Origin of the sequence: Bradyrhizobium sp. BR13661 (genome assembly GCF_029892425.1) — a bacterium.
Lineage (GTDB): Bacteria > Pseudomonadota > Alphaproteobacteria > Rhizobiales > Xanthobacteraceae > Bradyrhizobium.
In genome coordinates this window covers 1-22,289 of the sequence record NZ_JARXWB010000025.1, presented here as the reverse complement: position 1 = coordinate 22,289, position 22,289 = coordinate 1, and the positions used below count along the sequence as shown (strand labels likewise).

The 22,289-nt window shown below is 64.1% G+C and carries 18 protein-coding genes; 12 read left to right on the top strand and 6 right to left on the bottom strand.

The genetic code is table 11. The features are described 5' to 3' along the window. Positions 1 to 11 precede the first annotated feature (11 nt). From M2427_RS30940 to M2427_RS30905, 8 genes are read left to right on the top strand one after another with little or no spacing between them, the layout of a single operon-like run. Positions 12 to 1,604 (top strand): molybdopterin cofactor-binding domain-containing protein, encoded by a 1,593-nt coding sequence (locus tag M2427_RS30940; RefSeq protein ID WP_280710596.1) that lies wholly within the window; start codon positions 12 to 14, stop codon positions 1,602 to 1,604. Further along, on the top strand, positions 1,605 to 2,627 hold the full coding sequence (locus tag M2427_RS30935) for a molybdopterin cofactor-binding domain-containing protein (RefSeq protein WP_128952609.1): 1,023 nt from the start codon (positions 1,605 to 1,607) through the stop codon (positions 2,625 to 2,627). 12 nt (positions 2,628 to 2,639) lie between these two features. Further along, positions 2,640 to 3,521, top strand: a complete 882-nt coding sequence (locus M2427_RS30930) for a MoxR family ATPase (RefSeq protein ID WP_280710595.1) — start codon at positions 2,640 to 2,642, stop codon at positions 3,519 to 3,521. Then, positions 3,518 to 4,639 carry a VWA domain-containing protein gene (locus M2427_RS30925; protein WP_280710594.1) on the top strand — a complete coding sequence of 374 codons (1,122 nt, stop codon included), beginning with the start codon at positions 3,518 to 3,520 and terminating at the stop codon, positions 4,637 to 4,639. Before M2427_RS30930 ends, M2427_RS30925 begins: the two co-directional genes overlap by 4 nt. Next, positions 4,636 to 5,520: an amidohydrolase family protein gene (locus M2427_RS30920; protein ID WP_280710593.1), complete on the top strand. Its 885-nt coding sequence runs from the start codon at positions 4,636 to 4,638 to the stop codon at positions 5,518 to 5,520. The genes M2427_RS30925 and M2427_RS30920 overlap by 4 nt, the downstream gene beginning before the upstream one ends. A gap of 31 nt (positions 5,521 to 5,551) precedes the next feature. Further along, positions 5,552 to 6,400, top strand: coding sequence for an MBL fold metallo-hydrolase (locus M2427_RS30915; protein ID WP_280710592.1), 849 nt, complete (start codon positions 5,552 to 5,554; stop codon positions 6,398 to 6,400). Positions 6,401 to 6,420: 20 nt separating this feature from the next. After that, positions 6,421 to 8,004: an isochorismatase family protein gene (locus tag M2427_RS30910; protein ID WP_280710591.1), complete on the top strand. Its 1,584-nt coding sequence runs from the start codon at positions 6,421 to 6,423 to the stop codon at positions 8,002 to 8,004. Between the two features lie 3 nt (positions 8,005 to 8,007). Beyond that, entirely contained in the window at positions 8,008 to 8,634 is a 627-nt protein-coding gene (locus tag M2427_RS30905; protein ID WP_280710590.1) for an NAD(P)H-dependent oxidoreductase, read from the top strand. A 13-nt stretch (positions 8,635 to 8,647) separates the two neighbouring features. Here M2427_RS30905 and M2427_RS30900 read toward each other — a convergent pair whose 3' ends face one another. After that, complete coding sequence (locus tag M2427_RS30900) at positions 8,648 to 9,637, bottom strand: tripartite tricarboxylate transporter substrate binding protein (RefSeq protein WP_280710589.1); 990 nt, start codon at positions 9,635 to 9,637, stop codon at positions 8,648 to 8,650. A 328-nt stretch (positions 9,638 to 9,965) separates the two neighbouring features. Between M2427_RS30900 and M2427_RS30895 the strand changes: the two genes are divergently transcribed. Continuing rightward, positions 9,966 to 12,806 (top strand): winged helix-turn-helix domain-containing protein, encoded by a 2,841-nt coding sequence (locus M2427_RS30895; RefSeq protein ID WP_280710588.1) that lies wholly within the window; start codon positions 9,966 to 9,968, stop codon positions 12,804 to 12,806. A gap of 21 nt (positions 12,807 to 12,827) precedes the next feature. Here the strand turns inward: M2427_RS30895 and msrA are convergent, their stop codons facing one another. From msrA to M2427_RS30870, 5 genes are all read right to left on the bottom strand, one after another. Continuing rightward, positions 12,828 to 13,343: a peptide-methionine (S)-S-oxide reductase MsrA gene (msrA, locus tag M2427_RS30890; protein WP_280710587.1), complete on the bottom strand. Its 516-nt coding sequence runs from the start codon at positions 13,341 to 13,343 to the stop codon at positions 12,828 to 12,830. Between the two features lie 89 nt (positions 13,344 to 13,432). After that, positions 13,433 to 13,855, bottom strand: a complete 423-nt coding sequence (locus M2427_RS30885; protein WP_280710586.1) for an OsmC family protein — start codon at positions 13,853 to 13,855, stop codon at positions 13,433 to 13,435. A 31-nt stretch (positions 13,856 to 13,886) separates the two neighbouring features. Continuing rightward, the gene (locus M2427_RS30880) at positions 13,887 to 15,200 is read right to left on the bottom strand and encodes an epoxide hydrolase (protein ID WP_280710585.1); all 1,314 of its coding nucleotides are present in this window, start codon (positions 15,198 to 15,200) and stop codon (positions 13,887 to 13,889) included. A gap of 118 nt (positions 15,201 to 15,318) precedes the next feature. Beyond that, on the bottom strand, positions 15,319 to 16,008 hold the full coding sequence (locus M2427_RS30875; protein ID WP_280710584.1) for a VOC family protein: 690 nt from the start codon (positions 16,006 to 16,008) through the stop codon (positions 15,319 to 15,321). Between the two features lie 47 nt (positions 16,009 to 16,055). Next, positions 16,056 to 16,727, bottom strand: coding sequence for a sensor histidine kinase (locus M2427_RS30870; protein WP_280710583.1), 672 nt, complete (start codon positions 16,725 to 16,727; stop codon positions 16,056 to 16,058). A gap of 342 nt (positions 16,728 to 17,069) precedes the next feature. Here M2427_RS30870 and M2427_RS30865 point away from each other — a divergent pair, with 342 nt between their 5' ends. The 3 genes from M2427_RS30865 (at position 17,070) to M2427_RS30855 (ending at position 21,908) form a co-directional block, all read left to right on the top strand. Beyond that, positions 17,070 to 19,904 carry a winged helix-turn-helix domain-containing protein gene (locus M2427_RS30865; RefSeq protein ID WP_280710582.1) on the top strand — a complete coding sequence of 945 codons (2,835 nt, stop codon included), beginning with the start codon at positions 17,070 to 17,072 and terminating at the stop codon, positions 19,902 to 19,904. Positions 19,905 to 20,022: 118 nt separating this feature from the next. Then, complete coding sequence (locus M2427_RS30860; protein WP_280710581.1) at positions 20,023 to 20,730, top strand: hypothetical protein; 708 nt, start codon at positions 20,023 to 20,025, stop codon at positions 20,728 to 20,730. Positions 20,731 to 20,915: 185 nt separating this feature from the next. After that, the gene (locus M2427_RS30855) at positions 20,916 to 21,908 is read left to right on the top strand and encodes an AraC family transcriptional regulator (protein ID WP_280710580.1); all 993 of its coding nucleotides are present in this window, start codon (positions 20,916 to 20,918) and stop codon (positions 21,906 to 21,908) included. Positions 21,909 to 22,289: the final 381 nt, after the last annotated feature.

Sequence of the window (22,289 nt, the reverse complement as noted above, 5' to 3'; positions counted from 1 at the left end):
GGAACGCGACGATGCTGGAATTACGCAAAGATATCTTCGCAGACGAGCGTGACGATAATCTGAAGGAGATCGGCAAGGGCACGCAGCGCCAGGACATGCTCGGCCATGTCACCGGCACGTCGAGCTATTTTGGCGATCACAAGCTGCAGGGCATGCTGCATCTGAAGGTCGTTCGCTCGACGCAGGCGCACGCTAGAATTCGTCGCATCGACACTGCCGAGGCAGAGCGTTCGGCCGGCGTGCGCCGGATCATCCGCGGTGCCGATGTGCCCGTGAATCTCAACACGCTTCTGAGCCTGATCAATTTCGGCAAGGACGACGAGCCGTCGCTAGCGGTCGACAAGGTTCGCTACAAGGGCGAGCCGATCGTCGCCATCGTCGCCGACAGCGAGCGTGAGGCCTTTGAGGCGATCGTCAAGGTCAAGGTCGACTACGAGCCGCTGCCGGCCGTGTTCGACGTCGAGGACGCGCTGAAACCGGGCGCGCCCGTGGTCAACGAGACCTACCCGAAGAACACCTTCACCTATCACGAGACCTACGACCACCAGAGGCTGCGCTTCGGCGACGCCGATGCGGCGCTGGCGACCGCCGATCACGTGCTCGAGCAGCGCTACCAGATGTCGCCGATCGAGCACGCGCCGACCGAGACCAATGGCGCCATCGCGGCGCCAGACACCAACGGCCGCTACGTGGTCTACACCTCGACCCAGGCGCTGTTCTTCTCGGTCGACACCTGCGCCAAGATCCTGGACGTACCGTCCAACACCTTCCACTTCATCGGCGGCACCGTCGGTGGCGGCTTTGGCGGCAAGGTGGATACCCTGACCGAGCCGCTCGCCATCCTCGGTGCCATGCTGACCGGAAAGCCCGTGCGTTACGTGTTCGGGCGCGAGGAGGAGATGCAATACGGTCCGCCGCGCGGCGCCGAACGCATCTACATCAAGGACGGCGTGATGCGCGACGGTCGCGTCGTCGCGCGCAAGATCCGGGCCTATTTCGACAGCGGCGCCTATACGCGGCTCTCCAGCTACGCCGCCGTCAAATGCGCCGCGCATCTGCCGGGCCCCTACACTATTCCGAACGTCTATGGCGACGTCTATTGCGTCTTCACCAACCGCACGCCGGCGACCGCCATGCGCGGCTTCGGCGTCACCGCGATGGATTTTGCCATCGAGTGCCAGATGGACAAGCTGGCGAACCTCGTGAACATGGACCCGATGGAGTTCCGGATCCTCAACGCCTACCGCGACGGCGACATGAAGGCGCACCGGCGTGAGGCCAAGAACACGGCCCTGATCGAATGCGTCCAGGTCGCGGCGGAGAAGGCGAAGTGGCCGCTCCGCGAGGAGTTCAAGCGCGCCTCTTCGCGCAAGGACGGCGGCGGCAGCCGCGCCATCATCCCTCCGACCCCGGCGGACTCGCGCGCAAGGCCAAATGCGCCTGTCCAGCAGCGCACCAGCTATGACCGGCTGCCGCCCACCGTCACGCGTGAACCACCACGCGATCTACCGCCGCCCGCTCCCCCGCCGCCCTCACCGCGGCCGGCCGCACCCTCGCATGGCGCGACCCGGTTCTCCTCCGTCTTCGGCACCAGGAGGCGCTAGATGACCCGGCATCGCGGACGCGGCATCGCGTCGATCAACTATCCCATCGGCATGAATCTCGGCGGCGATCCCAGCCAGGCGCTGGTGCATTCCAATCCGAGCGGCAAGTTCACCGTGGCACTGTCGTCGATCGATCTCGGCCAGGGCATGAAGTCGGTGACGCGGCAGATCTGCGCGGAGACGCTCGGCGTGCCGGTCGAGGACGTCTATGTCGACACCGCGGATTCCGACACCGGCCCGCACTGCATGGGCTCGTTCGCCTCGCGCGGAACGCATCGCGTCGGCAATGCGGTGATGGCAGCGGCGCGCGAGGCGCGTGGCGTGATGATGGAGGCCGCCGCGGAGGAGCTGGAGGTCAATGCTGCCGATCTCGAGACCGACGGGCGCGGCAACATCCACGTCAAGGGCGCGCCGCACCGCTCGATCTCGACCAAGGATGTCGCGATTGCTGCGCAATTCAAGCAGGGCAAGACCATCTCCGGTCGCGGCATCTTCCTGGTGCCGCTCTCGGAAGTGAATCCGGAGACCGGCGAGATGTCGCCCGCGACCTGCTACGCGCACGCCTGCCTTGTTGCCGAGGTCGATGTCGACGACGAGACCGGCGAGGTCGCGATGGTGCGAATGGACTCCGCCTACGAGCTTGGTCGCGCGCTTAATCCGCGCCTGGTCGAGCAACAACTCGTCGGCGGCGCCTGGATGGGCGTCAGCCACGCGCTCTACGAGACCCCGGAGCCTTATTATCCCGAGCCTGTGCACGGTCCCCGCGACTTCGTCGAGTATTTGATGCCCGGGCCCGGCGATATCTGTCCGCATGACATCGCCGTCCTGGAGCGCCCCGCCCCCGACGGTCCGTTCGGCGCCAAGGGTCCCGGCGAGATGTGCGCCAACCCAGTGCTGCCAGCTGTGGCGAACGCGATCTTCAACGCTGTCGGCGTCCGCATCGACGATTTGCCGATCACGCCCGAAAAAGTGCTGCGCGCGATCAAGGCCCAGGGCGGTGCCCGGCCGCAGGCGCGGCGCTAGAGGCTTTACTTCATGACGGTCCGCAGCAACATCGTCGGTATCGACAGCCCGGAGGCGCTGGAGAGAGCGCTACGCGCGGCCTATTACCTTGCCGACGAGGGTCTTGCGACGGCTGCGTATCTCGGTCTCGCGCTTGGCAAGCCGCTGCTGCTCGAGGGCGCGCCAGGTGTGGGCAAGACTGAAGCCGCAAAAGCCATCGCCGCGGTGCTCGGCCGCCGCCTGATCCGCCTGCAATGCTACGAGGGGATCGACGCCTCCGCGGCGCTCTACGAGTGGAACTATCCGCGTCAGATGCTCGCAATCCGCCAGGCTGGCGATGAAAGCATCGACATCTATGGCGAAACGTTCTTGATCGAGCGTCCCATGCTGGCGGCACTTCGTGCGCCGGACTCGACCGTGCTGCTGATCGACGAAGTCGATCGCGCCGACCAGGAATTCGAGGCGTTCCTGCTCGAATTCCTCTCCGACTTCCAGATCTCGATCCCCGAGCGCGGCACGGTGCGCGCGGCCGAGCGGCCCGTCGTCGTCTTGACGTCGAACCGGACGCGCGACCTGCACGAAGCCCTGCGCCGACGCTGCGTCTATCACTGGATAGACTATCCGACCGAGGAGCGCGAGGCACGCATCATCATGCTGCGAGCCTCCAGCGTCGCCGAAGCGACAGCCCGCGCTGTCGTCGCCGCCGTCGGCAGGCTCCGGCGCGAGCCGCTGAGCAAGGCGCCCGGCGTCGCCGAGGCCGTCGACTGGGCCGAAGCCGCGACGCTCCTCAACAAGGGCGGTGCGCGCTGGCCGGATGCGTTCAAGCGCTCGATCGGCGTGGCGCTGAAGGACGAGGAGGATTTACACTTCATCTCGCCCCGGCTCGACGCGATGCTGGCGGAGGTGACCGCATGAGCACCGACATGCAGCTCCCGCGTGCCGCCCGCGTCTTCGTCTCCTTCGTTGCGCTCCTGCGCGCGAACAACTTTGCGGTCGCCCCGGAGCAGACCACCGCGTTCCTGACTGCAATCGAGCTGCTCGGCCCGCGCGACATCAGGGATATCAGGCAGGCCGCACTGGCGACCCTCGGCCCTCCGCCCGAGCGTCGTGTGACCTTCGACCGGCTGTTCGATCTTCACTTCCGGGGCAGCGAGGCGATCGAGCACGCCGACGACGGCGAGGACGACGAGACCGTCCGGCTCAAGGAAGAAGGCCGCGGTGATGAGGAGCCGCTGCTCTCCGACGAGACCAGCGAATCCGGCCTGACTGCGACCCGTACCGAGGCGCTTGTCGAGCGCCACTTCGCTCAACTCTCAACGACCGAGGCGTTGCGGCGCCTGGCACGCGAAGCACCACGGCGCCTGCCGCGACGGCGTGGCCACCGCCGTATTCGCGTCCGCCGCGGTCCTTTCGCCGACCTCCGCCGCACCTTGCGCGACTCCGTCCGCAGCGACGGCGAAATTCTGCGGCTCGGGCACATGAAGCGCCGCCAGCGTCCGCGAAAATTCCTGCTGTTGATCGACGTCTCCGGCTCGATGAAGACCCGCACCGAAGAGAACATGAAGCTGGCGCATGCGCTGGTGCAGGCCGCACCCAATGTCGAAGTCTTCACCTTCGGCACGCGGCTGACCCGCGTCACCCGCGCGCTGCGACTGAAACGCCGCGAACAGGCGTTGAGCGCGGCCGCCCATCTCGTCAGCGACTGGGACGGCGGCACCCGCATCGGAGAAGCGCTGCAGGCCTTTCTCGCGGTGCCGCGCTTCGGCGGCTACGCACGGGGTGCGGCCGTGGTCGTGGTCTCGGACGGGCTGGAGCGCGGCGCGCCCGATGCACTTCGCGATGCCGTCGCGAAACTATCGCGGCGGGCCTGGCGCGTGAGCTGGCTGACGCCGCTTGCAACCAGCCCAGGCTTCCGCCCGCAGACCGAGGCGCTCGTCGCCATCGAACGCTTCGTCGACGATCTCGTCGACGGCGGATCCACCGGATCCATCGTCGCGCATGTACTGGCGTTGGGACGAAGGAGATTTGCGTGACCGACATTGTCGACGGGCATCACCACATCTGGCGGCAGGCCGACCTGCCCTGGCTGGTCGGCCCGATGCAGCCGCGCATCTTCGGACCCTACGAGGCCATCCGCCGCGACTATCCAATCCAGGAATATCTCGACGACCTCAAGGGCGCGGGCGTTACCCGCTCGGTTTATGTTCAAACCAACTGGGCCAACGACCGCTTCGAGGATGAAGCCGCCTGGGTGCAGCAGACCGCCGACGAACACGGCTGGCCGCACGCGATCGTCGCCTACGCCAATTTCGCCGTAGACGATGTGCGCCCCCAGCTCGACCGCCTGAAGCGCTATCCGCTTGTGCGCGGCGTGCGCATGCAGCTGCACTGGCACAAAAACCCGCTTTATCGCTTCGCGTCCAAGCCGGATCTCTGCATCGATCCCCTGGTCCGACGCAACGTCGCGCGTCTCGCCGACTACGGCTGGACGTTCGATTTACAGGTCTTCACACCGCAGATGCCGGATGCGGCGCAGCTTGTGGAATCGTGCCCGAAGGTAACCTTCATCCTGCAGCACGCGGGCATGCTCGAAGACCTTTCGCCGGCAGGCCGCGCGGCCTGGCGCGCCGGGATGGCCCGGCTCGCGTCATGCCCGAACGTGGTCTCAAAGCTATCCGGGCTCGGCACCTTCATTCACCGAAATGATCCGGCGCATATCGCCTCCGTCGTTACCGACACCGTCGCGATTTTCGGCGCCGAACGCTGTCTGTTCGGCTCCAATTTCCCGATCGAGAAATTGTGGACCAGCTACCGAGAGCTCGTCGACGCGTTTCGCGCGGCCACGGCGCCGCTGAGCGCTGCACAACGTGACGCGATCTTCAAAGACACCGCAACGCGCGTCTATCGGCTTTGATAGGCAAGAAAGAACAACGGGAGGGAAACGAATGGCGCTGGAGATCAAGATCCTGGACTATGGCGATATCGAGCTGGAATCGAGCTTTCTGGTGCTCGGCCGCGATTGCGGCCGTACCCGCCGTGTCCTCACCCTCGGCTTTCTGATCCTCGGCGGCAAATATCCTGTTGTGGTCGACACCGGCTATCGATCCAACCAGATCATGGAAACGCTGGGCATGCGCGGCCTGCAGTATCATGAGAACATGATCGAGAACCAGCTTGCTCGCCACGGCGTGCGCATGGGCGACGTCCGCTTCGTCTGCCACACCCATCTGCACATCGACCACGCCGGCAAGGACGATCTGTTTCCCATGAACACGACCGTCGTCCTGAACCGCAAGGAGCTGGAATACTCCGTCTCCGGCCTGATGCATCCACAATATCCGGCGCCTGACATCAAGCACCTGATCGACCGCCTCCACACCAAGAGCGCGCTGCGCTTCCTTGACCTCGAGATCACCGGCCCGATCGAACTGATGCCCGGCGTCTATTGCGATGCCGCCAATGCCCACACCGAGGGCTCGATGAACATCATCGTCGAGACCGCTGACGGCATCGCCACCATCTGCGGCGATGTGATCTACGATTTCAACGACCAGATCGTGACCCCCTTCAACGAGATCCACGATTGGGAACCGCGCACCACCGGTAACCACGGCACCAGCAAGCGCGCGGAGAAGGCCGCGATCAAGAAGCTGCTCAGCAATTCGCGCTATCTGCTGCCGGTGCACGATCGCCCCGCCAAGATCGAAGGCGGCAATGTGGTCGGCCGACTGCACGATCAAGTCCCTGGTCCCATCGTACAGTCGCTGCCCGCGCGCAACTGGTTCCCAGCCTGAGAATGAGTGAGGACCGACCGATGACCCATGTCACCTTGCGCTCCGAATTCGAGACCTTGATCGACCCTTACGCGCCGGTCGCGCAGGTCGGCACGGGCTTTGAGTTCACGGAAGGCCCGATCTGGCATCCGGTCGATCATTACCTGCTGTTCTCGGACATGCCGGGCGACGTGCGGCGGCGCTGGGATGCGCGGCGCGGCGTCGCCGAGGTCAAGCGCCCGTCGAACAAATGCAACGGCATGACCTATGATGCCGAGCTCAATCTGATCGTCTGCGAACACGCCACCTCGTCGCTGATCCGCGAGCGACCGGACGGCCGTCGCGAGGTGCTGGCCTCGCATTTCGCGGGACAGGAGCTCAACAGCCCCAACGATGTCTGCGTGCACTCGTCGGGTGCGATCTATTTCTCCGATCCCTGGTATGGGCGCATGCCGGTCTACGGCGTGGAGCGGCCGCGCCAGCTCGGTTTCCAGGGGGTCTACCGCGTGGTGCCCGGCGGCGAGCCGAAGCTCGTGGTCGATCGCAACCTGTTCGACCAGCCGAACGGACTTTGCTTCTCGCCCGACGAAAAGCTGCTCTATGTCAACGACACCGTGCAGGCGCTGATCCGCGTGTTCGACGTCAGCGCAGACGGCACGCTATCGAACGCGCGTACGTTCGCGAGCGGCATCCGCTCCGAACTCGAGGCGGGTGTACCCGACGGCATGAAGTGCGATCAGCATGGCAATGTCTGGGTCACCGCGCCCGGCGGCGTCTGGGTGTATTCCCCTCGCGGCGAGCTGCTCGGAAAGGTTCGCGTGCCCGAGCTCGTTGCCAACCTCGCCTGGGGCGGACCGGATTTCCGCACGCTCTATCTGACCTCCACGCATTCGGTCTATGCCATCCCGACCAGGACCGGACCACGCCACGAGCCTTATATGAGCGGCGGGCGCAGCAGCGGCGGCGCCACGAGCACAGGTCCCAGCCCTGCGGCTGCGGCACCGATTCTCGCTGATGGCGAAATGCGCCTTGATCCCAACCGCTGCGCCATGATCATCCAGGATCTGCAGAATGACGTGATCATGGACGGTGGCGCTTTTGCGGAGTCTGGCGCGCCTGGGCACGCGAAGCAGCAACACGTGATCGAGAACGTTCGGCGGCTCGCCGAGACTGCGCGTGCCCGAGGTGTGGTCATCATCCATGTCTGGTTCGTCGTCGAGCCGGGCGCACCCGGCGTGACGCTGAACGCGCCGCTGTTCGAAGGTCTTGTCGACAGTAAGGCGATGGTGCGCGGCAGCTGGGGCGCAGCGCCGGTGCCCGGCCTCGAACCACGCCCCGGCGATTTCATCGTCGAGAAGATGCGGATGAGTGCATGGGAAGGCACGCGGCTGGAGACCATTCTCAAGGCGACCGGCCGCGACATGATCATCAACACCGGCGCGTGGACCAACATGTCGGTCGAGCACACCGCGCGCACCGGCGCCGACAAGGGCTATTACATGATCGTGCCGGAGGACTGCTGCTCGACCATGAATGCCGACTGGCACTCGGCTTCGATCAATTTTGCCATGCAGAACGTCGCCGTCGTGACCCGGGCCGATGCCGTCATCAGAGCGGTGGGATGAACGGTGGCAAAGCTTTTGCACCTCTCCTGCTCGCCGCGAGCCGACTCCGAGTCGAGCGCCGGCGCGCGCATCTTCCTTGACGGCTTTCGCCAGGCCCGCCCCGATTGGGACATCGATGTCGTTGATCTCTGGCGCGAGCGCATGCCGGAATTTTCAGGTCCCATCGTCGAGGCCAAATACGCGCGGATGAAGGCGCAGGCCTTCGACGATGCGCAACGCAACAGCTTTGCCGAGGCCGAGCGAATGGCGTTGCGATTTTCACTGGCCGATCGCGTCCTGATCTCGACACCGATGTGGAATTTCGGCATCCCCTACAAGCTGAAGCAGTGGTTCGACATCATCATCCAGCCCGGCCTGACGTTCCGATTCGATCCCGCGCAGGGCTACCTGCCTTTGCTGAAGGACCGGCCGACCCTCGTCATCCTCGCTTCAGGCAGCGACTTTGCCACCGGCATGAACCGCGGCCGCATCGACATGGCAACGCCTTACTTGCGGGAGGCGCTCCGCTTCATCGGCGTCAGCGACATCAGCTTCGTGCCGATCGGCCCAACGGCAGGCCCGGCCGAACCGATCCGCGCCGCGCGCGAGAGCGCATATCGACGACTCCAGCAGATGGCTGCGCGGTTCTGATCTGCTCCGGCACTCACAGCGAGTTGAGCCCGATCGACCTGATCACGGGAGCAAGGCTCGCCGTCGTAGCATCGACGATCCGCTGAAACTTGTCCGGGCTGGAATCGCCGTCCGGCTCCATGCCCTGAGAGCGATAGGCCGCCTGGAGTGCAGGATCGGCCATCGCCATCCGTGTCGCCTGCGCAATCCGGTCGATGATCGCATCGTCGGTCATCCTATGCGCGAACAGGCCGAACCATCCCTCATACCGAAGATCCGGCATGCCCGATTCGATGGCGGTCGGGATCTCCGGCGCACCGCTCAAGCGACGCTCGGTCGTGACCGCAAGCAACCTGATCTTGCCGGCGTGGCTCAGTTGCTGCAATTGAACCGACATGACAGCAACGACGAGAGATATCTGGCCGCCGACGACGTCATTGACTGCCTGCGAGCTCCCTCGATAGGGGACGTGGACCATGTCGAGTCCGCCCGCCTGCTGCTTGAACAATTCGCCGACAAGATGATTGCCCGTGCCGATACCTGGCGTCCCATAGGACAGCTTGCCGGGGTTGGCCCTCGCGTACGCAATCAAGTCTTGCAGATTGGTCACTGGCAGCGAGGGACTGACAGCGAAGACGAGCGCACTGTTGATCAGGCGATAGATCGCCCGGAAATCACCGACGGCATAGGCCGGATTTGGCGTCGTCAGCGGGACGATGACCTGCGTGCTGCCATTTCCCAGCAGCAGCGAATAGCCGTCGGGCTTCTCGCGTGCGACCACCGCCGTTCCGATCGCGCCGCCTGCACCGCTGATATTCTCGACAAAGCTCGGACCGAGCTGCGATGACATTCGCTCGACCCATGGACGTCCGATCTGATCGCCTGGGCCGCCGGCCGCGTACGGGATCACCAGTCGGATCGGGCGCGATGGATAGTCGGCAGCGCTTCCACTGCGTGGGATTCCGGCAAGCGCAGCAGCAAACGTAGCCACATTGACGAATTCTCGCCGCGAGAGGGAAGGCATGTCCTGTTCCGAACGTCGTAAGCTCTTGATCAGTGGCGGGACCGGCTCCCCAATCTCCATACGCAACAGTATGAGGCGATCGTCAATGGCGGGGCCGCCGATGCGTGGCATGCCTGCTGCGCGGGACTGGAAGCGGCCCTGACACGTCCGATCGGCATCACCGTAACCTGTTCATTGGAAATAGATATTTTCGACCGCACACAGTCGGCCGAGTGGCCGCGAGTGGGCGCCCGCAGCCACCGTTGATCCTTTCGTCCAGTTTACTGTACGCTTCGTTCTGATAGACAAAGTCAAACAATTTTGACTCCCCCCGAGGGGGCAATGGCGCGTGCCAGACAGCATCAACCAAGACTCGGCCATTTCTTTTGGGCCATTCCGACTGTTTCCGAAGTCTCGCCTCCTGGAGAAGGACGGCGCGCATCTTCACGTCGGAGGCCGCGCTCTCGATATCCTGATCTTCCTGGCTGAGCGGCCCGGCGAAGTCGTCGACAAGCGCGAGTTGGTCAAACGCGTCTGGGCCGACGTGAATGTGGATGATGGCAGCCTCCGCTTCCACATCGCAGCACTGCGCAAGGCACTCGGCGACACCGGCAAGTCAGCGCGCTATGTCGTCAACGTTCCCGGGCGCGGCTATTGCTTCGTCGCATCTCTCGCCCAGGTTGCTCCCGCGCTTCCCACTCCTCCGACTGACATCCCTGTGCCCCACTCCCTTCCCTCTCCGCTGGCGCGGGTGATCGGGCGAGACGAGGTCATCGACAAGATTTCGACCGGGCTCGCGTTGCATCGTTTCGTCACAGTGGTCGGCCCCGGCGGAATCGGCAAGACGGCAGTGGCCGTAACCGTGGGCCATCGCCGGCTCGCCCATTTCGACGGACATGTGTTCTTTGTCGACTTCGGACCGGTGAGAAAGCCTGAGCTCGCCGCAATCACCATCGCCTCGACGCTCGGGCTGTCTATCAATGCGGAAGATCCCGTCCCGGCCCTGCTGACCCATCTTCAAGCGAAACCGACGCTGCTGATCTTCGACAGCTGCGAGCACGTGCTCGAGACCCTTGCACCGCTGGTCGAACACCTGGTCCGGGAGGTACCGCGACTACATGTGCTGGCAACCAGCCGCGAATCCTTTCGAAGCGAGGGCGAGCGGATCTTTCGACTGTTTCCGCTGGATTGTCCGCCCCGTCGCGATGACCTCGCCGTGGCCGATGTTCTCACCTACCCCGCGGCCCAGCTCTTCATCGAGCGTATCGCGCAGAGCTCGGGATCGTTTCAGCTCAGCGCAGAGGAAGCACCGCTGGTAGCGGACATATGTCGCCGCCTCGACGGCATCGCACTTGCGATCGAGCTCGCGGCAGGACGCGTCAATGCCTACGGCATCGCCGGCACGGCGTCCCTTCTCGACAGCCGCTTCTCACTGCAATGGCGCGGACGACGCACGGCCATTCCGCGACACCAGACGCTCAGCGCCGCCCTCGACTGGAGCTACGACCTTCTTCCCGCCTCCGAGAGCGCCATCTTGCGGAGATTGTCGGTGTTCGTCGGCCCGTTCACGCCGGAGGCTGCTGCCGCCGTCGCCTCGGGCGACGGCCTCAGTGCCGCCACAACCATGGAAGCGATCGACAATCTCGTCACGAAGTCGCTGATCGCACCGTCAGGCGCACGATCGCTGCGTTATCGCCTGCTGGACACCACCCGAACCTACGCGCTCGGCAAACTGACCGAGGCCGGCGAAACGACGCGAATCGCGCAACGCCACGCAGAATATTTTCGCGACTTGTTTGAGCGCGCCGAGGCCGAGACCTCCGCTCCATTGGCGGACTGGCTTGGCACCTACGGCGCGGAGCTGGACAATCTGCGCGCCGCGCTAGACTGGGCGTTCTCTCAGGATGGCGACGCGCAGCTCGGCATCACGCTGACGGCGGTGGCGGTCACGCTCTGGATCCGGCTATCGTTGTTCGCCGAATGCCGCGAACGCGCCAGGGCAGCGCTTGCCGCACTGGGAGACGATGGCAACGAGCGCGTGCGCATGCAGCTCCTGGCAGCACTCGGCTGGTCGCTGATGTATGGCGAAGGACGAGCTCGCGAGGCCCGCCCGATCCTCGAGGCGACGCTTGAACTGGCCGAGAAGCTGGACGACAAGGATTTCCGCCTGCGGGCTCTCTGGGGCTTGTCCATCGATCAGTTCAACAACGGGGCGTTTGGCAAGGCGCGCACGCTTGCCGACCGTTTCGCCGAAGCCGCGGCCAATTCACCTGACAAGACCGACCTCATGCTGGCGGACCGGCTCACGGCCGTCGTGCTGCATTATCTCGGGGACCAACGCGAAGCGCGCGTCCGGATCGATCGGGTCAACGCCTCGCTGCATGTGCTGGCCGAGAAGCCCAAGATCTTCCCGCTCGATCTGCGGATATCGACGCAGTACTTCCGCGCTCGCATCCTGTGGCTGCAGGGTCATGCCGATCAGGCCCTGGCGCTTGCCGAACAGAACATTCATGAGGGCCGAGCCAACGGCCATGCGCTGACCTTCTGCAGCGTTCTGGGGCAAGCCGCCTGTCCGATTACCTTCCTGGCCGGCGACTACGAGGCCGCCGAGCGCCACGGGACCGAGTTGCTCGAGCACACCGATCGCCACGCTATCAGGCTCTGGGGCCTGTGGGCGCGCGCTTTCAACGCGCTTGTCATCACCAGACGTGCGAACATCGAGACAGGTCTGCCGCTGCTGCGCGACGAGATCAATCGCGCCGGCGATGCACGCTTCCTGCCGCGTTTTCTTCCCCTTCTTGGCGAGCTCGCGGCCTGTTTTGGACAGGCCAACCAGGTCCATCACGGCTTCGACACGATCGAGAGCGCGTTGGCACGTTGTAACGACAGGCAGGAACGCTGGTATCTGCCGGAGCTGCTCCGCATCAAGGGCGAGCTGATGCTCAGGGAATCGCCGCAGTCGGAAGCCGCCGACACCTGCTTTCGCGAAGCGATGGAGCTGGCAACGCAACAAGGCGCGGACTTCTGGCAGCTGCGCTGCGCGATCAGCATCGCTCGGCTCAGGGTCAGGCAAGATCAGGGTGCCGAGGCGCTCGCTATCCTTGAGAAGGCATGCAGCGCGATGACCGAAGGATCTGGTATCGCCGATATGCGGATCGCGCGCGATCTGATCACGCAACTGCGGGCTTAACTCGAGGGCCCTCGGCCAGATCTAGCCTCCCACAGCTGTCGCGCGTCGCGGCAGCTTCCAGTCCGGCCGAATGAAATGACAGGTGTAGCCGTCAGGGTATCGTTCGAGATAGTCCTGATGCTCCGGCTCCGCTTCCCAGAATTCGCCGACGGGGGCAACTTCCGTCACCACTCTGCCGGGCCACAGACCTGAGGCTTCGACATCGGCAATAGTATCTTCGGCAATGCGCTTCTGCTCGTCCGACGTGTAGAAGATAGCCGAGCGGTAGCTCGTGCCCAGATCATTGCCCTGGCGATTGAGCGTCGTCGGATCGTGAATCTGGAAGAAGAACTCCAGCATGGTGCGGAAGCTGGTCTTCGCCGGGTCAAAGATGATCTCGATCGCTTCAGCATGACCGTCGTGATTGCGATAGGTGGCGTTCTTCACTCGACCGCCGGTGTAGCCGACACGCGTCGAGATCACACCTGGCTGCTTGCGGATGAGATCCTGCATGCCCCAGAAGCAGCCTCCAGCCAAAACCGCGCGCTCTGTCGTCATCTGTCAGCTCCCAATATGCCAGGGATGTCCATCCGGTTCCCAATCTTTTGCGAGAGACCCGGATGGCCAATCTATTCGAAGGCCTGCGACTAGACCAGCTTGGCGTCGAGGCTGATTTCGGCGTTGAGGACCTTGGACACCGGGCAGTTCTTCTCGGCCTCGCCGGCGATGCGAGCGAAGCCGGCATCGTCCAGATTGGGCACCTTGGCGCGCAGGGTGAGCGCGGACTTGCTGATCTTGAAACCCTTGCCTTCCGGTTCGAGCGAGACCGCGGCCTCGGTCGACAATTCGGTCGGCGTGAACCCGGCAAGCTGGAGGCCGAATGCCAGCGCCATGGTGAAGCAGCCGGCATGAGCCGCCGCGATCAATTCCTCGGGATTGGTGCCCTTCTCGTTCTCGAAGCGGGTCTTGAACGAATAGGGCGTCGCCGCGAGCACGCCGGATTCGCTCGACAGATGACCGGTGCCGTCGCGGCCAGTGCCCTGCCATACTGCTGTTGCCTTGCGGATCATCTCGTTTCTCCCTACCAAATGAGCACTTGCCTCAGATCGATTGACGCAGCGAGCGGAACGCGGTGCGCATTTCCATGCAGAACAGCGCCGGCTGCTCCCAGGCCGCGAAGTGGCCGCCCTTGTCGAGGCGATTGTAGTGGATCAGCTTCGGATAGGCCTTCTCGGTCCAGCTGCGCGGGGCCGCATAGATCTCGTCCGGGAAGACGCTGACGGCGACCGGGATCTGCACGTGCTTGGGTTCGAAGAATACGAGCTTGTTCTCCCAGTACAGGCGCGCCGAAGACACCGCCGTATTGGTGAGCCAATAGAGCGTGATGTTGTCGACGACATCATCGCGCGACAGTCCTTCGGTCTTGCCGTCGAAGGCCCGTGCAATCATCGCAGCGCTGCGCGCGTCGTGATCCAGCATCCAGGAGGCAAGGCCCGCCGGCGAATCCACGAGGCCATAGAGGGTCTGCGGCCGGTTCGCCATCTCGATCGCGTAGCCGAGGCCATGCTCGTAGAAATCGTCGAGTTGATCGTAGGCATGGCTCTCGTCTGCAGAGAGGCCGGACGGCTTCGACCCGCCAGGCTGAAGCGCCTTGGCGATGTCATCGGGGACCGTTGCGGGCATGTTGGTGTGAATACCGAGCAATCCGGGCGGCGCCAGCAGCGCCATTTGTTCCGTAATCGCGTTGCCCCAATCGCCGCCCTGCGCGACGTAACGTTTGTAGCCGAGCCGATTCATGAGCACGATCCAGGCCCGTGCAACACGCTGCGGATCCCAGCCAAGAGCCGTCGGCTTGCCGGAGAAGCCGTAGCCAGGAAGCGAGGGGATCACGAGGTCGAATGCATCTGCCGCTGTTGCGCCGTGCGCAGTCGGATCTGCCAGCGGACCAACGATCTTCATTTGCTCGATGATCGAGCCGGGCCAGCCATGCGTGACAATCATCGGCAGCGCGTTGTCATGCCTGGACCGCACGTGGATGAAGTGAATGTCGACACCGTCGATCTCGGTAACGAATTGCGGCAGCGCATTCAACCGCGCCTCCAACTTGCGCCAGTCGTAATCAGCCTGCCAATAGCGCACGAGCTGTTGAAGCGTCGTGAGCTGCACGCCCTGCGACTGATCGGCGACGATCTCGCGATCCGGCCACCGTGTCGCCGCAAGGCGTCGGCGCAGGTCGAGCAGATCCTCCTCGGGGACGCTGACGTGAAATGGGCGGACTTCGCCGCTCGCGGCGGCCTTGACCGGACTTGCCGGAAACAGGCTCGCCGTGCCTGCGGCAACAGCCACCATTGCGGCTTGGCCCAACAGTTGGCGGCGATCCGGGTTGATGATGTCGGCTCGCATCTGCGTTGTCATTTCGCATCTCCCTAGCTCTGTGACGTTGACCGAAATTCGAAACCGACAGATCGGCTCGTCCTGAATGTAGATTGCCTCAGTCACCGGCCATTGGCTCGTTATGGATTGTTAGGGCGCGTTAGCCGTTGCGATGCTGACCGGCCTGCTCGCGGATGATGTAGTCGGCGTACCAGTCCGGCCAATTCTCGTCGTGTCCGCCGGCCCGCTTCTCGTGCTCGCCGTGCGCCGCTGCCGCGCGTCGCAATGCGCCTGCAAGTTCGCTCGACGAGGTGAACATGGTGTCGGTCGCCTCGATACGACCCGGCAGCCGCGTGGTGATTTCCTGAAGCAGCCAGCCATTGCCGTCGGGATCGCTGAAGGACGCAAACGAGCTGTAGCTGCCGCGTTTGGGATCAGCGCCGCTGAGCCTGATACGGCCAAACAGATAAGTTTCGTCCGTGCCGGCGTGAACGTCGCCGCCGCCATGGAAGGGTTCGCTGACCGTGACGCCGCGCGCGAGCAGATCCTGCCGTGCAGCATCGAGGTCGGATACGACAAGATAGAGGCCTTGGGCTGAACCAGGCGCAGCTGACGTCACGTTCTTGCCGAAAATCACCGAACAGGCCGAGCCCGGCGGCGTGAACTGGATGACGCGCCAGCCATCGGCAGAGGCGAAATCGGCGTCCAGTCTCCAGCCGAGGCTCGCATAGAACACTTTGGCGCGGTCCACATCCGATACTGGAATGACTATGACTTCGAGCTTGAGATCGGCTCGATGCGATCTCGGCGCTGTTGTTCCGACATCGTGCTTCGTCTCGATGATGGTCATGTCGAACTCCCCGAGTTGAGCTGCAGGTTCGAGAGTGAAGCCGCTGTTTAAGCCGACCCAAGCGGCATCGCGATGGTCACGCATGTGCCGCCATGCCCGGCTTCGCCGTGCATCCGGGCACCGATGCTGCGCGCCAAGCCTTCCAGGATGCGGCTGCCGGCGCCCTGAAGGGGTCCGGTTGCACCGATGCCATTGTCGGCGACGGCGCAGAACCAGCCGCCCTCACGGTTGGCGACCTCGATGCGGATCAACGCGCCGTTCTTGTCTGGAAAGGCGTGTTTGGCTGCATTCGTGACCAGCTCCGTCAGCATCAAAGCAAGCCGGTGACACTGCCATGCCGGTAGCTCGCCGCTTTCGATAGAAGCTTCGCAGCGAACACCGGCGGGCTCTAACACCGCTTCAGAGAGCGCGCCGCAAAGGCCTTCGAAGAACGCTTCGACGGAGATCGTCGCCAAATCGTCATTGTCGGACAAGAGCTGATACAGCCTGCCGAAGGCGACGATGCGCCGCTCCAGCCGCTCCACCGCACCCGACATGTTCCTGCCTCCGGCGCGCGTGAAGTCACGGCGGACTGACGCACCCAGCAGCGTCAGCGTGTTCTTCATGCGGTGGTGAGACTCACGCAGCACGAGCTCCCAGTCACGCGAGAGATCGTCAAGACTGGCGACGAAATGCGATCGAGCGTCGCTGTCGGTCGGCCGAGAGCTGATATCGGGCATCATAGCCTCCCCCGTTGGAATGGGCCTAGCTCGAACGCCATAGTGATGCAGACCCGCGGCTCGCGCTCGTTAGACGTTGCAAGATTCTGTTATGATTGGATGGCAGGTGATCCCTATGACGTGATCCGCCGCGTCCGCATTGAACCGTGCTGCCGGACACTCACGCTCTCCACTTAAGCTGTTCGCGTTTAAACAAAATTCGCGGCGTTTCGGCCCTACTGGATCGGCCCGATCGCATGCCTGTTGCTCGATTTCGCCGCTTTCGGCCGATTTACTCAACGTCTCTTTCTGCTAGACCAAATATACACAACACCACACTTCCTTTCGCTGGAACCACGGCGCGTGCCCGACCCACACGACCAGGACTCGGCCATTTCCTTCGGGGCTTTCCGGCTGTTCCCCCGATCACGACTTCTTGAGAAAGATGGTGCCCCGCTTCATCTCGGCGGGCGCGCGCTCGACATTCTGATCTTTCTCGCCGAGCGTGCCGGCGAAGTCGTTGACAAGCGGGAATTGCTCAAGCGGATCTGGGCCGACGTGAATGTCGATGAAGGCAGCCTCCGGTTCCACATCACGAGCTTGCGCAAGGCGCTGGGCGAGGCTGGCGAAGGCTCGCGCTACATCGTCAACGTGCCTGGTCGCGGCTATTGCTTCACGGCGCCACTGCTGCGCACCGCGCCTGCGGAGAGCCGGCCGGGGGAGACTGTTTCGCCGCGCATCTTGCCCGCTCCGCTCGCGAAGATGATTGGCAGGGACGATGCCGTGGACAAGATCGTGGCCGAACTGTCCGAGCACCGGTTCGTCACCATCGTCGGCCCCGGCGGCATCGGCAAAACCTCGGTCGCGCTCGCCGTGGCGCACGGCCAGCGTGCGGGCTTCGAGGGCCAGACCTACTTCGTCGATTTTGGCGCGTTGACGGACGCGCAGCTCATTCCCGGCACGATTGCCGCGGCCCTTGGCCTGACGGTCAATTCCGGAGACCCGATCCCGGGGCTGCTGCAGTCGCTGCGCGGCCGCCGGACGCTGCTCGTCCTCGACAGTTGCGAACACATCATCGATGCGCTCGCTCCGCTCGCAGAGCGCATCGTGCGGGAAGCCCCCGAGCTGTATGTTCTTGCCACCAGCCGCGAATCCTTTCGCGCCGAAGGCGAGCGGGTGCACCGGCTGTTTCCGCTGGATTGTCCGCCGCAACGCGACGGGCTCAGCATGGCCGAAATCCTCGCCTATCCGGCAAGCCAGCTTTTCGTCGAGCGGATTGCCGAAAGCCTGAGCGAATTCGAACTCAGCGAAGAGGACGCGCCGCTCGTCGCGGATATCTGCCGGCGCCTGGATGGCATAGCACTTGCGATCGAGCTGGCCGCCGGACGGGTGAATGCCTACGGGATCGCCGGCACCGCCTCGCTGCTCGACAGCCGTTTCTCGCTGCAGTGGCGGGGACGTCGGACCGCTATTCCCCGGCACCAGACGCTGAGTGCGGCGCTGAGCTGGAGCTACGACCTGCTGCCCGAGGCCGAGAGCGCGACATTGCGCGCTCTGTCGATCTTCGTCGGGCCATTCACGCTGGAAGCTGCGCTCGCAGTCGCTGCAAGTCAGGGCATCGACGAGGCCGAGGCGGTCGAAGCCATCTCGAATCTGCTGTCGAAATCCCTGATTGCGACGTCGCCCGCGGAACGTCGGCTGCGATACCGCCTGCTCGACACGACCCGCGCGTTCATCGCAGACAAGCTCGTCGAGAGCGGCGAGGCGGCTCGTGTCGCGCGCGCCCATGCCGAATATTTCCGTGATTTCCTGCACGAAATCTCCGTGAAATCGACGGGCCTGCAGAGTGCCGGCGGCTTCCTGCCCTATGCCGATCATCTGCCCAATGTGCGGGCCGCGCTGACGTGGAGCTTCTCGGAGAACGGCGACCGCACGGTCGCCGTCGACCTCGCGGCGTCGGCCGCGCAGTTCTTCCTCGAGCTGACTTTGCTGACGGAGTGCCATAGCTGGACCCGGCAGGCGCTCGCCGCTGCGGACAGCATCGACGGCCACAAGGAAATGACGCTGCAGGCAGCCCTTGGCGTCTCCGTGATGTTCACGCAAGGCAATACCGATGGCGTCCGCGCGGCATTCACGCGCAGCCTGCAGCTGGCCGAGGCGCTCGACGACCTGCACTGGCAGCTCTGGCTGCTCCGCGGGCTCCACATCTTCCTCACCCGGGTCGGAGATTTTCACGGCGCGCTCGGCACCGGCGAACGAGGCCAGGCCGTCGCCAGGAAACTGAACGACCCGACCAGCACGCTGAACGTCGAGTGGATGCTGGGTGTGGCCCATCATCTGATCGGCAACCAGGACAAGGCCGTCCAGCTCTGCGAGAGCGCGATGGTGGACAATCCGGGTTCGCAGCGGTTGAATATCGGCCATCTCGGCTATGACGACCGCATTGTCGCGCTGGTCGCCTTGGCGCGCGGGCTCTGGCTCAGCGGCCGGCCTGATCGTGCCATCGAGGCGGCCAGGTACACGGTGCGTCAGGCCGAACAGCTCGAGCAACCGCTGACGCTTGGCATATCGCTGATCTGGACCATCTATGTGTTTCTGTGGGTCGGCGACTGGGCCAGCGCCGAGAGCCTGATCGAGCGACTGATCGACCACTCCGCGCGACACTTCCTTGGCCCCTATCACGCCGTCGGCATCGGTCAGAAGGGCGAGCTGATGCTCCGCCGCGGCGATATCACCGGCGGCATCGAGCATCTTCGCCGCAGCCAGGCGACCTTGTACGCCACGCGGCACCGGATCATGACGACGGTGTTTGCAACGGCGCTCGCGGAGGGGCTGGCAGCCCGGAACGAGGCTGATGAGGCGTTGCGCACGATCGACGAGGCCATCGGTCAGATCGGCGATCACGGCGAATCGTTCGATATGCCGGAAATGCTCCGGGTCAAGGCGGACATCCTGGCGCAATCCGCCAGGGCAACCGAGGCCGAGGCGCTTCTCCTGCAATCGCTTGCCCAGTCGCGCCGGCAATGCGCGCGCGGCTGGGAGCTGCGGGGAGCGACGAGCCTCGCCCGCCTCTGGCAACGCTCGGGGCGACGAGGCGACGCGCAGGCCCTGCTGACACCGATCGTCGCGCAATATCAGGAAGGCCTGTCGAGCCGCGACATGGTCACCGCCAGGGAATTCCTGGGCGCCTTGAATTAGAAGTATCTTCAACGGGATACCGCCAGATCAGGCTCTTGCAACTCCTAACAACTTCTAACACGCCAAGCCGCCCGCGCCCCGCCATGGTGATCCCAATTCGTGGTGGATTCAGTGAGACATGGCACTTCTTGACGATGCGATCGACGCCTGCGGGGGCCTGGCCCGCTGGAACAGCTTGAGCCGGTTCACTCTGCATCTGTCCGTCGGCGGTAGCCTGTTTTCCGATGCCGGACATGCCCGCGAATTCAAGGACGTCACCGCGGAGGGATCGACACGCACACAATCGGTCCGCTTCACCGGAATCACCGGCGGCGAGCAGTCCGGCGCGTTTGCCCCGGACGCGATCACGATCGAAAGCCTTGACGGACAGGTGCTGCGGACCTGGCGCAACCCGAGCCTGGCCTTTCCCAGCAACGGCGCGCATGCGCTGGCGGACGAACTGCACCTGGTCTGCTTCTGCGGCGTCCAGATCTGGAACTATCTCACGACCCCGTTTCTCCTTGCCCGTCCTGATGTCGTGGTCGAGGAGTTGCCACCGTGGCAGGAGAACAAAGAAACCTGGCGGCGCCTTCGCGCGCAGTTCCCGCCTGGCCTGATCAGCCTCGCGTCCGAGCAGGTCTTTTACTTCGACGACAGCGCCCTGCAGCGGCGGACCGATCATGATCTCCTGGGCGCGCGCGTCGCGCACTATTCATGGGCCCACGAGAAGTTCAGCGGCATCGTCGTTCCAACTCTGCGGCGTACGCTGACGTTGCAGCCCGACGGGATTGCCATTGCGAGGCCCGTGCTGATCGACGTCGAGATCTTCGACGCCGTCTTCGAGTGATGCCAAATTGCTGAAACTTGGCTGAATTCCCGCGACAGCGCGCCGCACCCGAGCCCACATAATCTAACAGATCCTCATTACCCCTAACGGGCTTCCAGGCCTGCTCACGACTATCCTGCCAGCATACCGAGGATGCGAGTCCGCCGGTCACGACGAACGATCGTGAAGCTCAGAGGGAATAAGCGATGCTGATCGAATTGCAGAGGGACGACACCCGGATCAATCTTCACGCCGCTCCGGGGGATCGCGAAACACCTCACGCTGCAAGAGCAATCGCGCGAGAAAGCCACTGGCGCGAGACTGCCTGCAGTCCGCTGGCCGCGCTGGATCACATCTCGATCTCGCGGTGGGACGATTTGCGGGAAACGTCGCGGCATCAGGCGACGACGCCGCCCGATCGATATTTCGTCGGCATCGCATTGAAGACGACGCGCGTCACCTTGGCGCGGGAAAGTCGGATCATCTTTGACGGCACCATGCCGTCGGGTACGCTGTATGTCAGCGCACCGTCGAAGCAGATGAGCGCCCGGTTCCAGGCGCCCTGCGCCTTCCTGCACCTCCTTATATCGTCGGACCAATTCCCGACCGGATGGTCGCACGACGCGGCCGAAGGCCTCGACGACCTCGTGCTGCTGCGCGATCCACTCACCGCGGGACTGGCCAAGGCGCTCGCCGAGCAGGGCGACGCTGCGGGTCACCAATTTGCACATTGCATCGGCCAGATCCTCGCGATGCATCTCGCCCGCCCCGAAGCGCCGCGCCCCAAGGTCAATGCCTTGCCAAAATGGCGCCTGCGGCGCGTCGAACAACATATCGCCACTCATTTCGAACGCGGCATCAGCCTGTCCGAGCTCGCCGGCGTCGCCGGCCTTTCGAGAATGCATTTCGCCGCGCAGTTTCGTGCCGCGACCGGATATCGACCTCGCGAATACCTGCTCAATCATCGTATCGCGCACGCCAAGTCGCTGCTGACGACGACCCCGCGGCCTCTGGCCGAGATCGCGCTTGCCGTCGGGTTCAGCACCCAGGCGCATTTCTCGACCGTGTTCAAGCGCATCAGCGGCCAGACGCCGGCGCGATGGCGCGCCGGAGCCAGGAACGAGCGGTCCGATGTTGAAGCGCTGCCGCGCCGCCGCCCCTCCTGGGATGGCGACCACTTTGCGGACAAGGCCGCATGACAACGGTCTTGACGTTGGTTTTGGCGTAAGCGCACGCCGCTTGCGCCGGCTCGCGCCCCTCCTCCCGGGCCACCGAGCCTCTAGGGCCGCCCTGTACCCCCCGCAGGACGGCCCTTTTTTTGCCGCCGAATTCAGTCTGTGCGAGCCGATGCGATGAGAGGCTCGCGCCCGCTGCTTCCGCGCCGGCATCGCTCTTTCGGATCGCATTTTGAATCGCAGACACATCTTCTCGTCCTCGCGGCGCAATTCGCCCGAGCTTTGCTTGAACTCGCTACCCTCTTGTCCAAGAGGGCGCAGGGAAGACCGGGTGCCGACCTCGCACCCGCGGTCCGCTGCGCGAAGATGTAGCGCAGGAAGAACCGCACAGCAGCATACAGGTGG

Coding starts and splice junctions, on each gene's coding strand:
- M2427_RS30870 (WP_280710583.1), bottom strand. CDS start 16,727: ATGCCCGATATCAGCTCTCGGCCGACCGACAGCGACGCTCGATCGCAT.
- M2427_RS30930 (WP_280710595.1), top strand. CDS start 2,640: ATGACGGTCCGCAGCAACATCGTCGGTATCGACAGCCCGGAGGCGCTG.
- M2427_RS30855 (WP_280710580.1), top strand. CDS start 20,916: ATGCTGATCGAATTGCAGAGGGACGACACCCGGATCAATCTTCACGCC.
- M2427_RS30875 (WP_280710584.1), bottom strand. CDS start 16,008: ATGACCATCATCGAGACGAAGCACGATGTCGGAACAACAGCGCCGAGA.
- M2427_RS30900 (WP_280710589.1), bottom strand. CDS start 9,637: ATGCCTTCCCTCTCGCGGCGAGAATTCGTCAATGTGGCTACGTTTGCT.
- msrA (WP_280710587.1), bottom strand. CDS start 13,343: ATGACGACAGAGCGCGCGGTTTTGGCTGGAGGCTGCTTCTGGGGCATG.
- M2427_RS30860 (WP_280710581.1), top strand. CDS start 20,023: ATGGCACTTCTTGACGATGCGATCGACGCCTGCGGGGGCCTGGCCCGC.
- M2427_RS30935 (WP_128952609.1), top strand. CDS start 1,605: ATGACCCGGCATCGCGGACGCGGCATCGCGTCGATCAACTATCCCATC.
- M2427_RS30925 (WP_280710594.1), top strand. CDS start 3,518: ATGAGCACCGACATGCAGCTCCCGCGTGCCGCCCGCGTCTTCGTCTCC.
- M2427_RS30940 (WP_280710596.1), top strand. CDS start 12: ATGCTGGAATTACGCAAAGATATCTTCGCAGACGAGCGTGACGATAAT.
- M2427_RS30910 (WP_280710591.1), top strand. CDS start 6,421: ATGACCCATGTCACCTTGCGCTCCGAATTCGAGACCTTGATCGACCCT.
- M2427_RS30880 (WP_280710585.1), bottom strand. CDS start 15,200: ATGACAACGCAGATGCGAGCCGACATCATCAACCCGGATCGCCGCCAA.
- M2427_RS30885 (WP_280710586.1), bottom strand. CDS start 13,855: ATGATCCGCAAGGCAACAGCAGTATGGCAGGGCACTGGCCGCGACGGC.
- M2427_RS30915 (WP_280710592.1), top strand. CDS start 5,552: ATGGCGCTGGAGATCAAGATCCTGGACTATGGCGATATCGAGCTGGAA.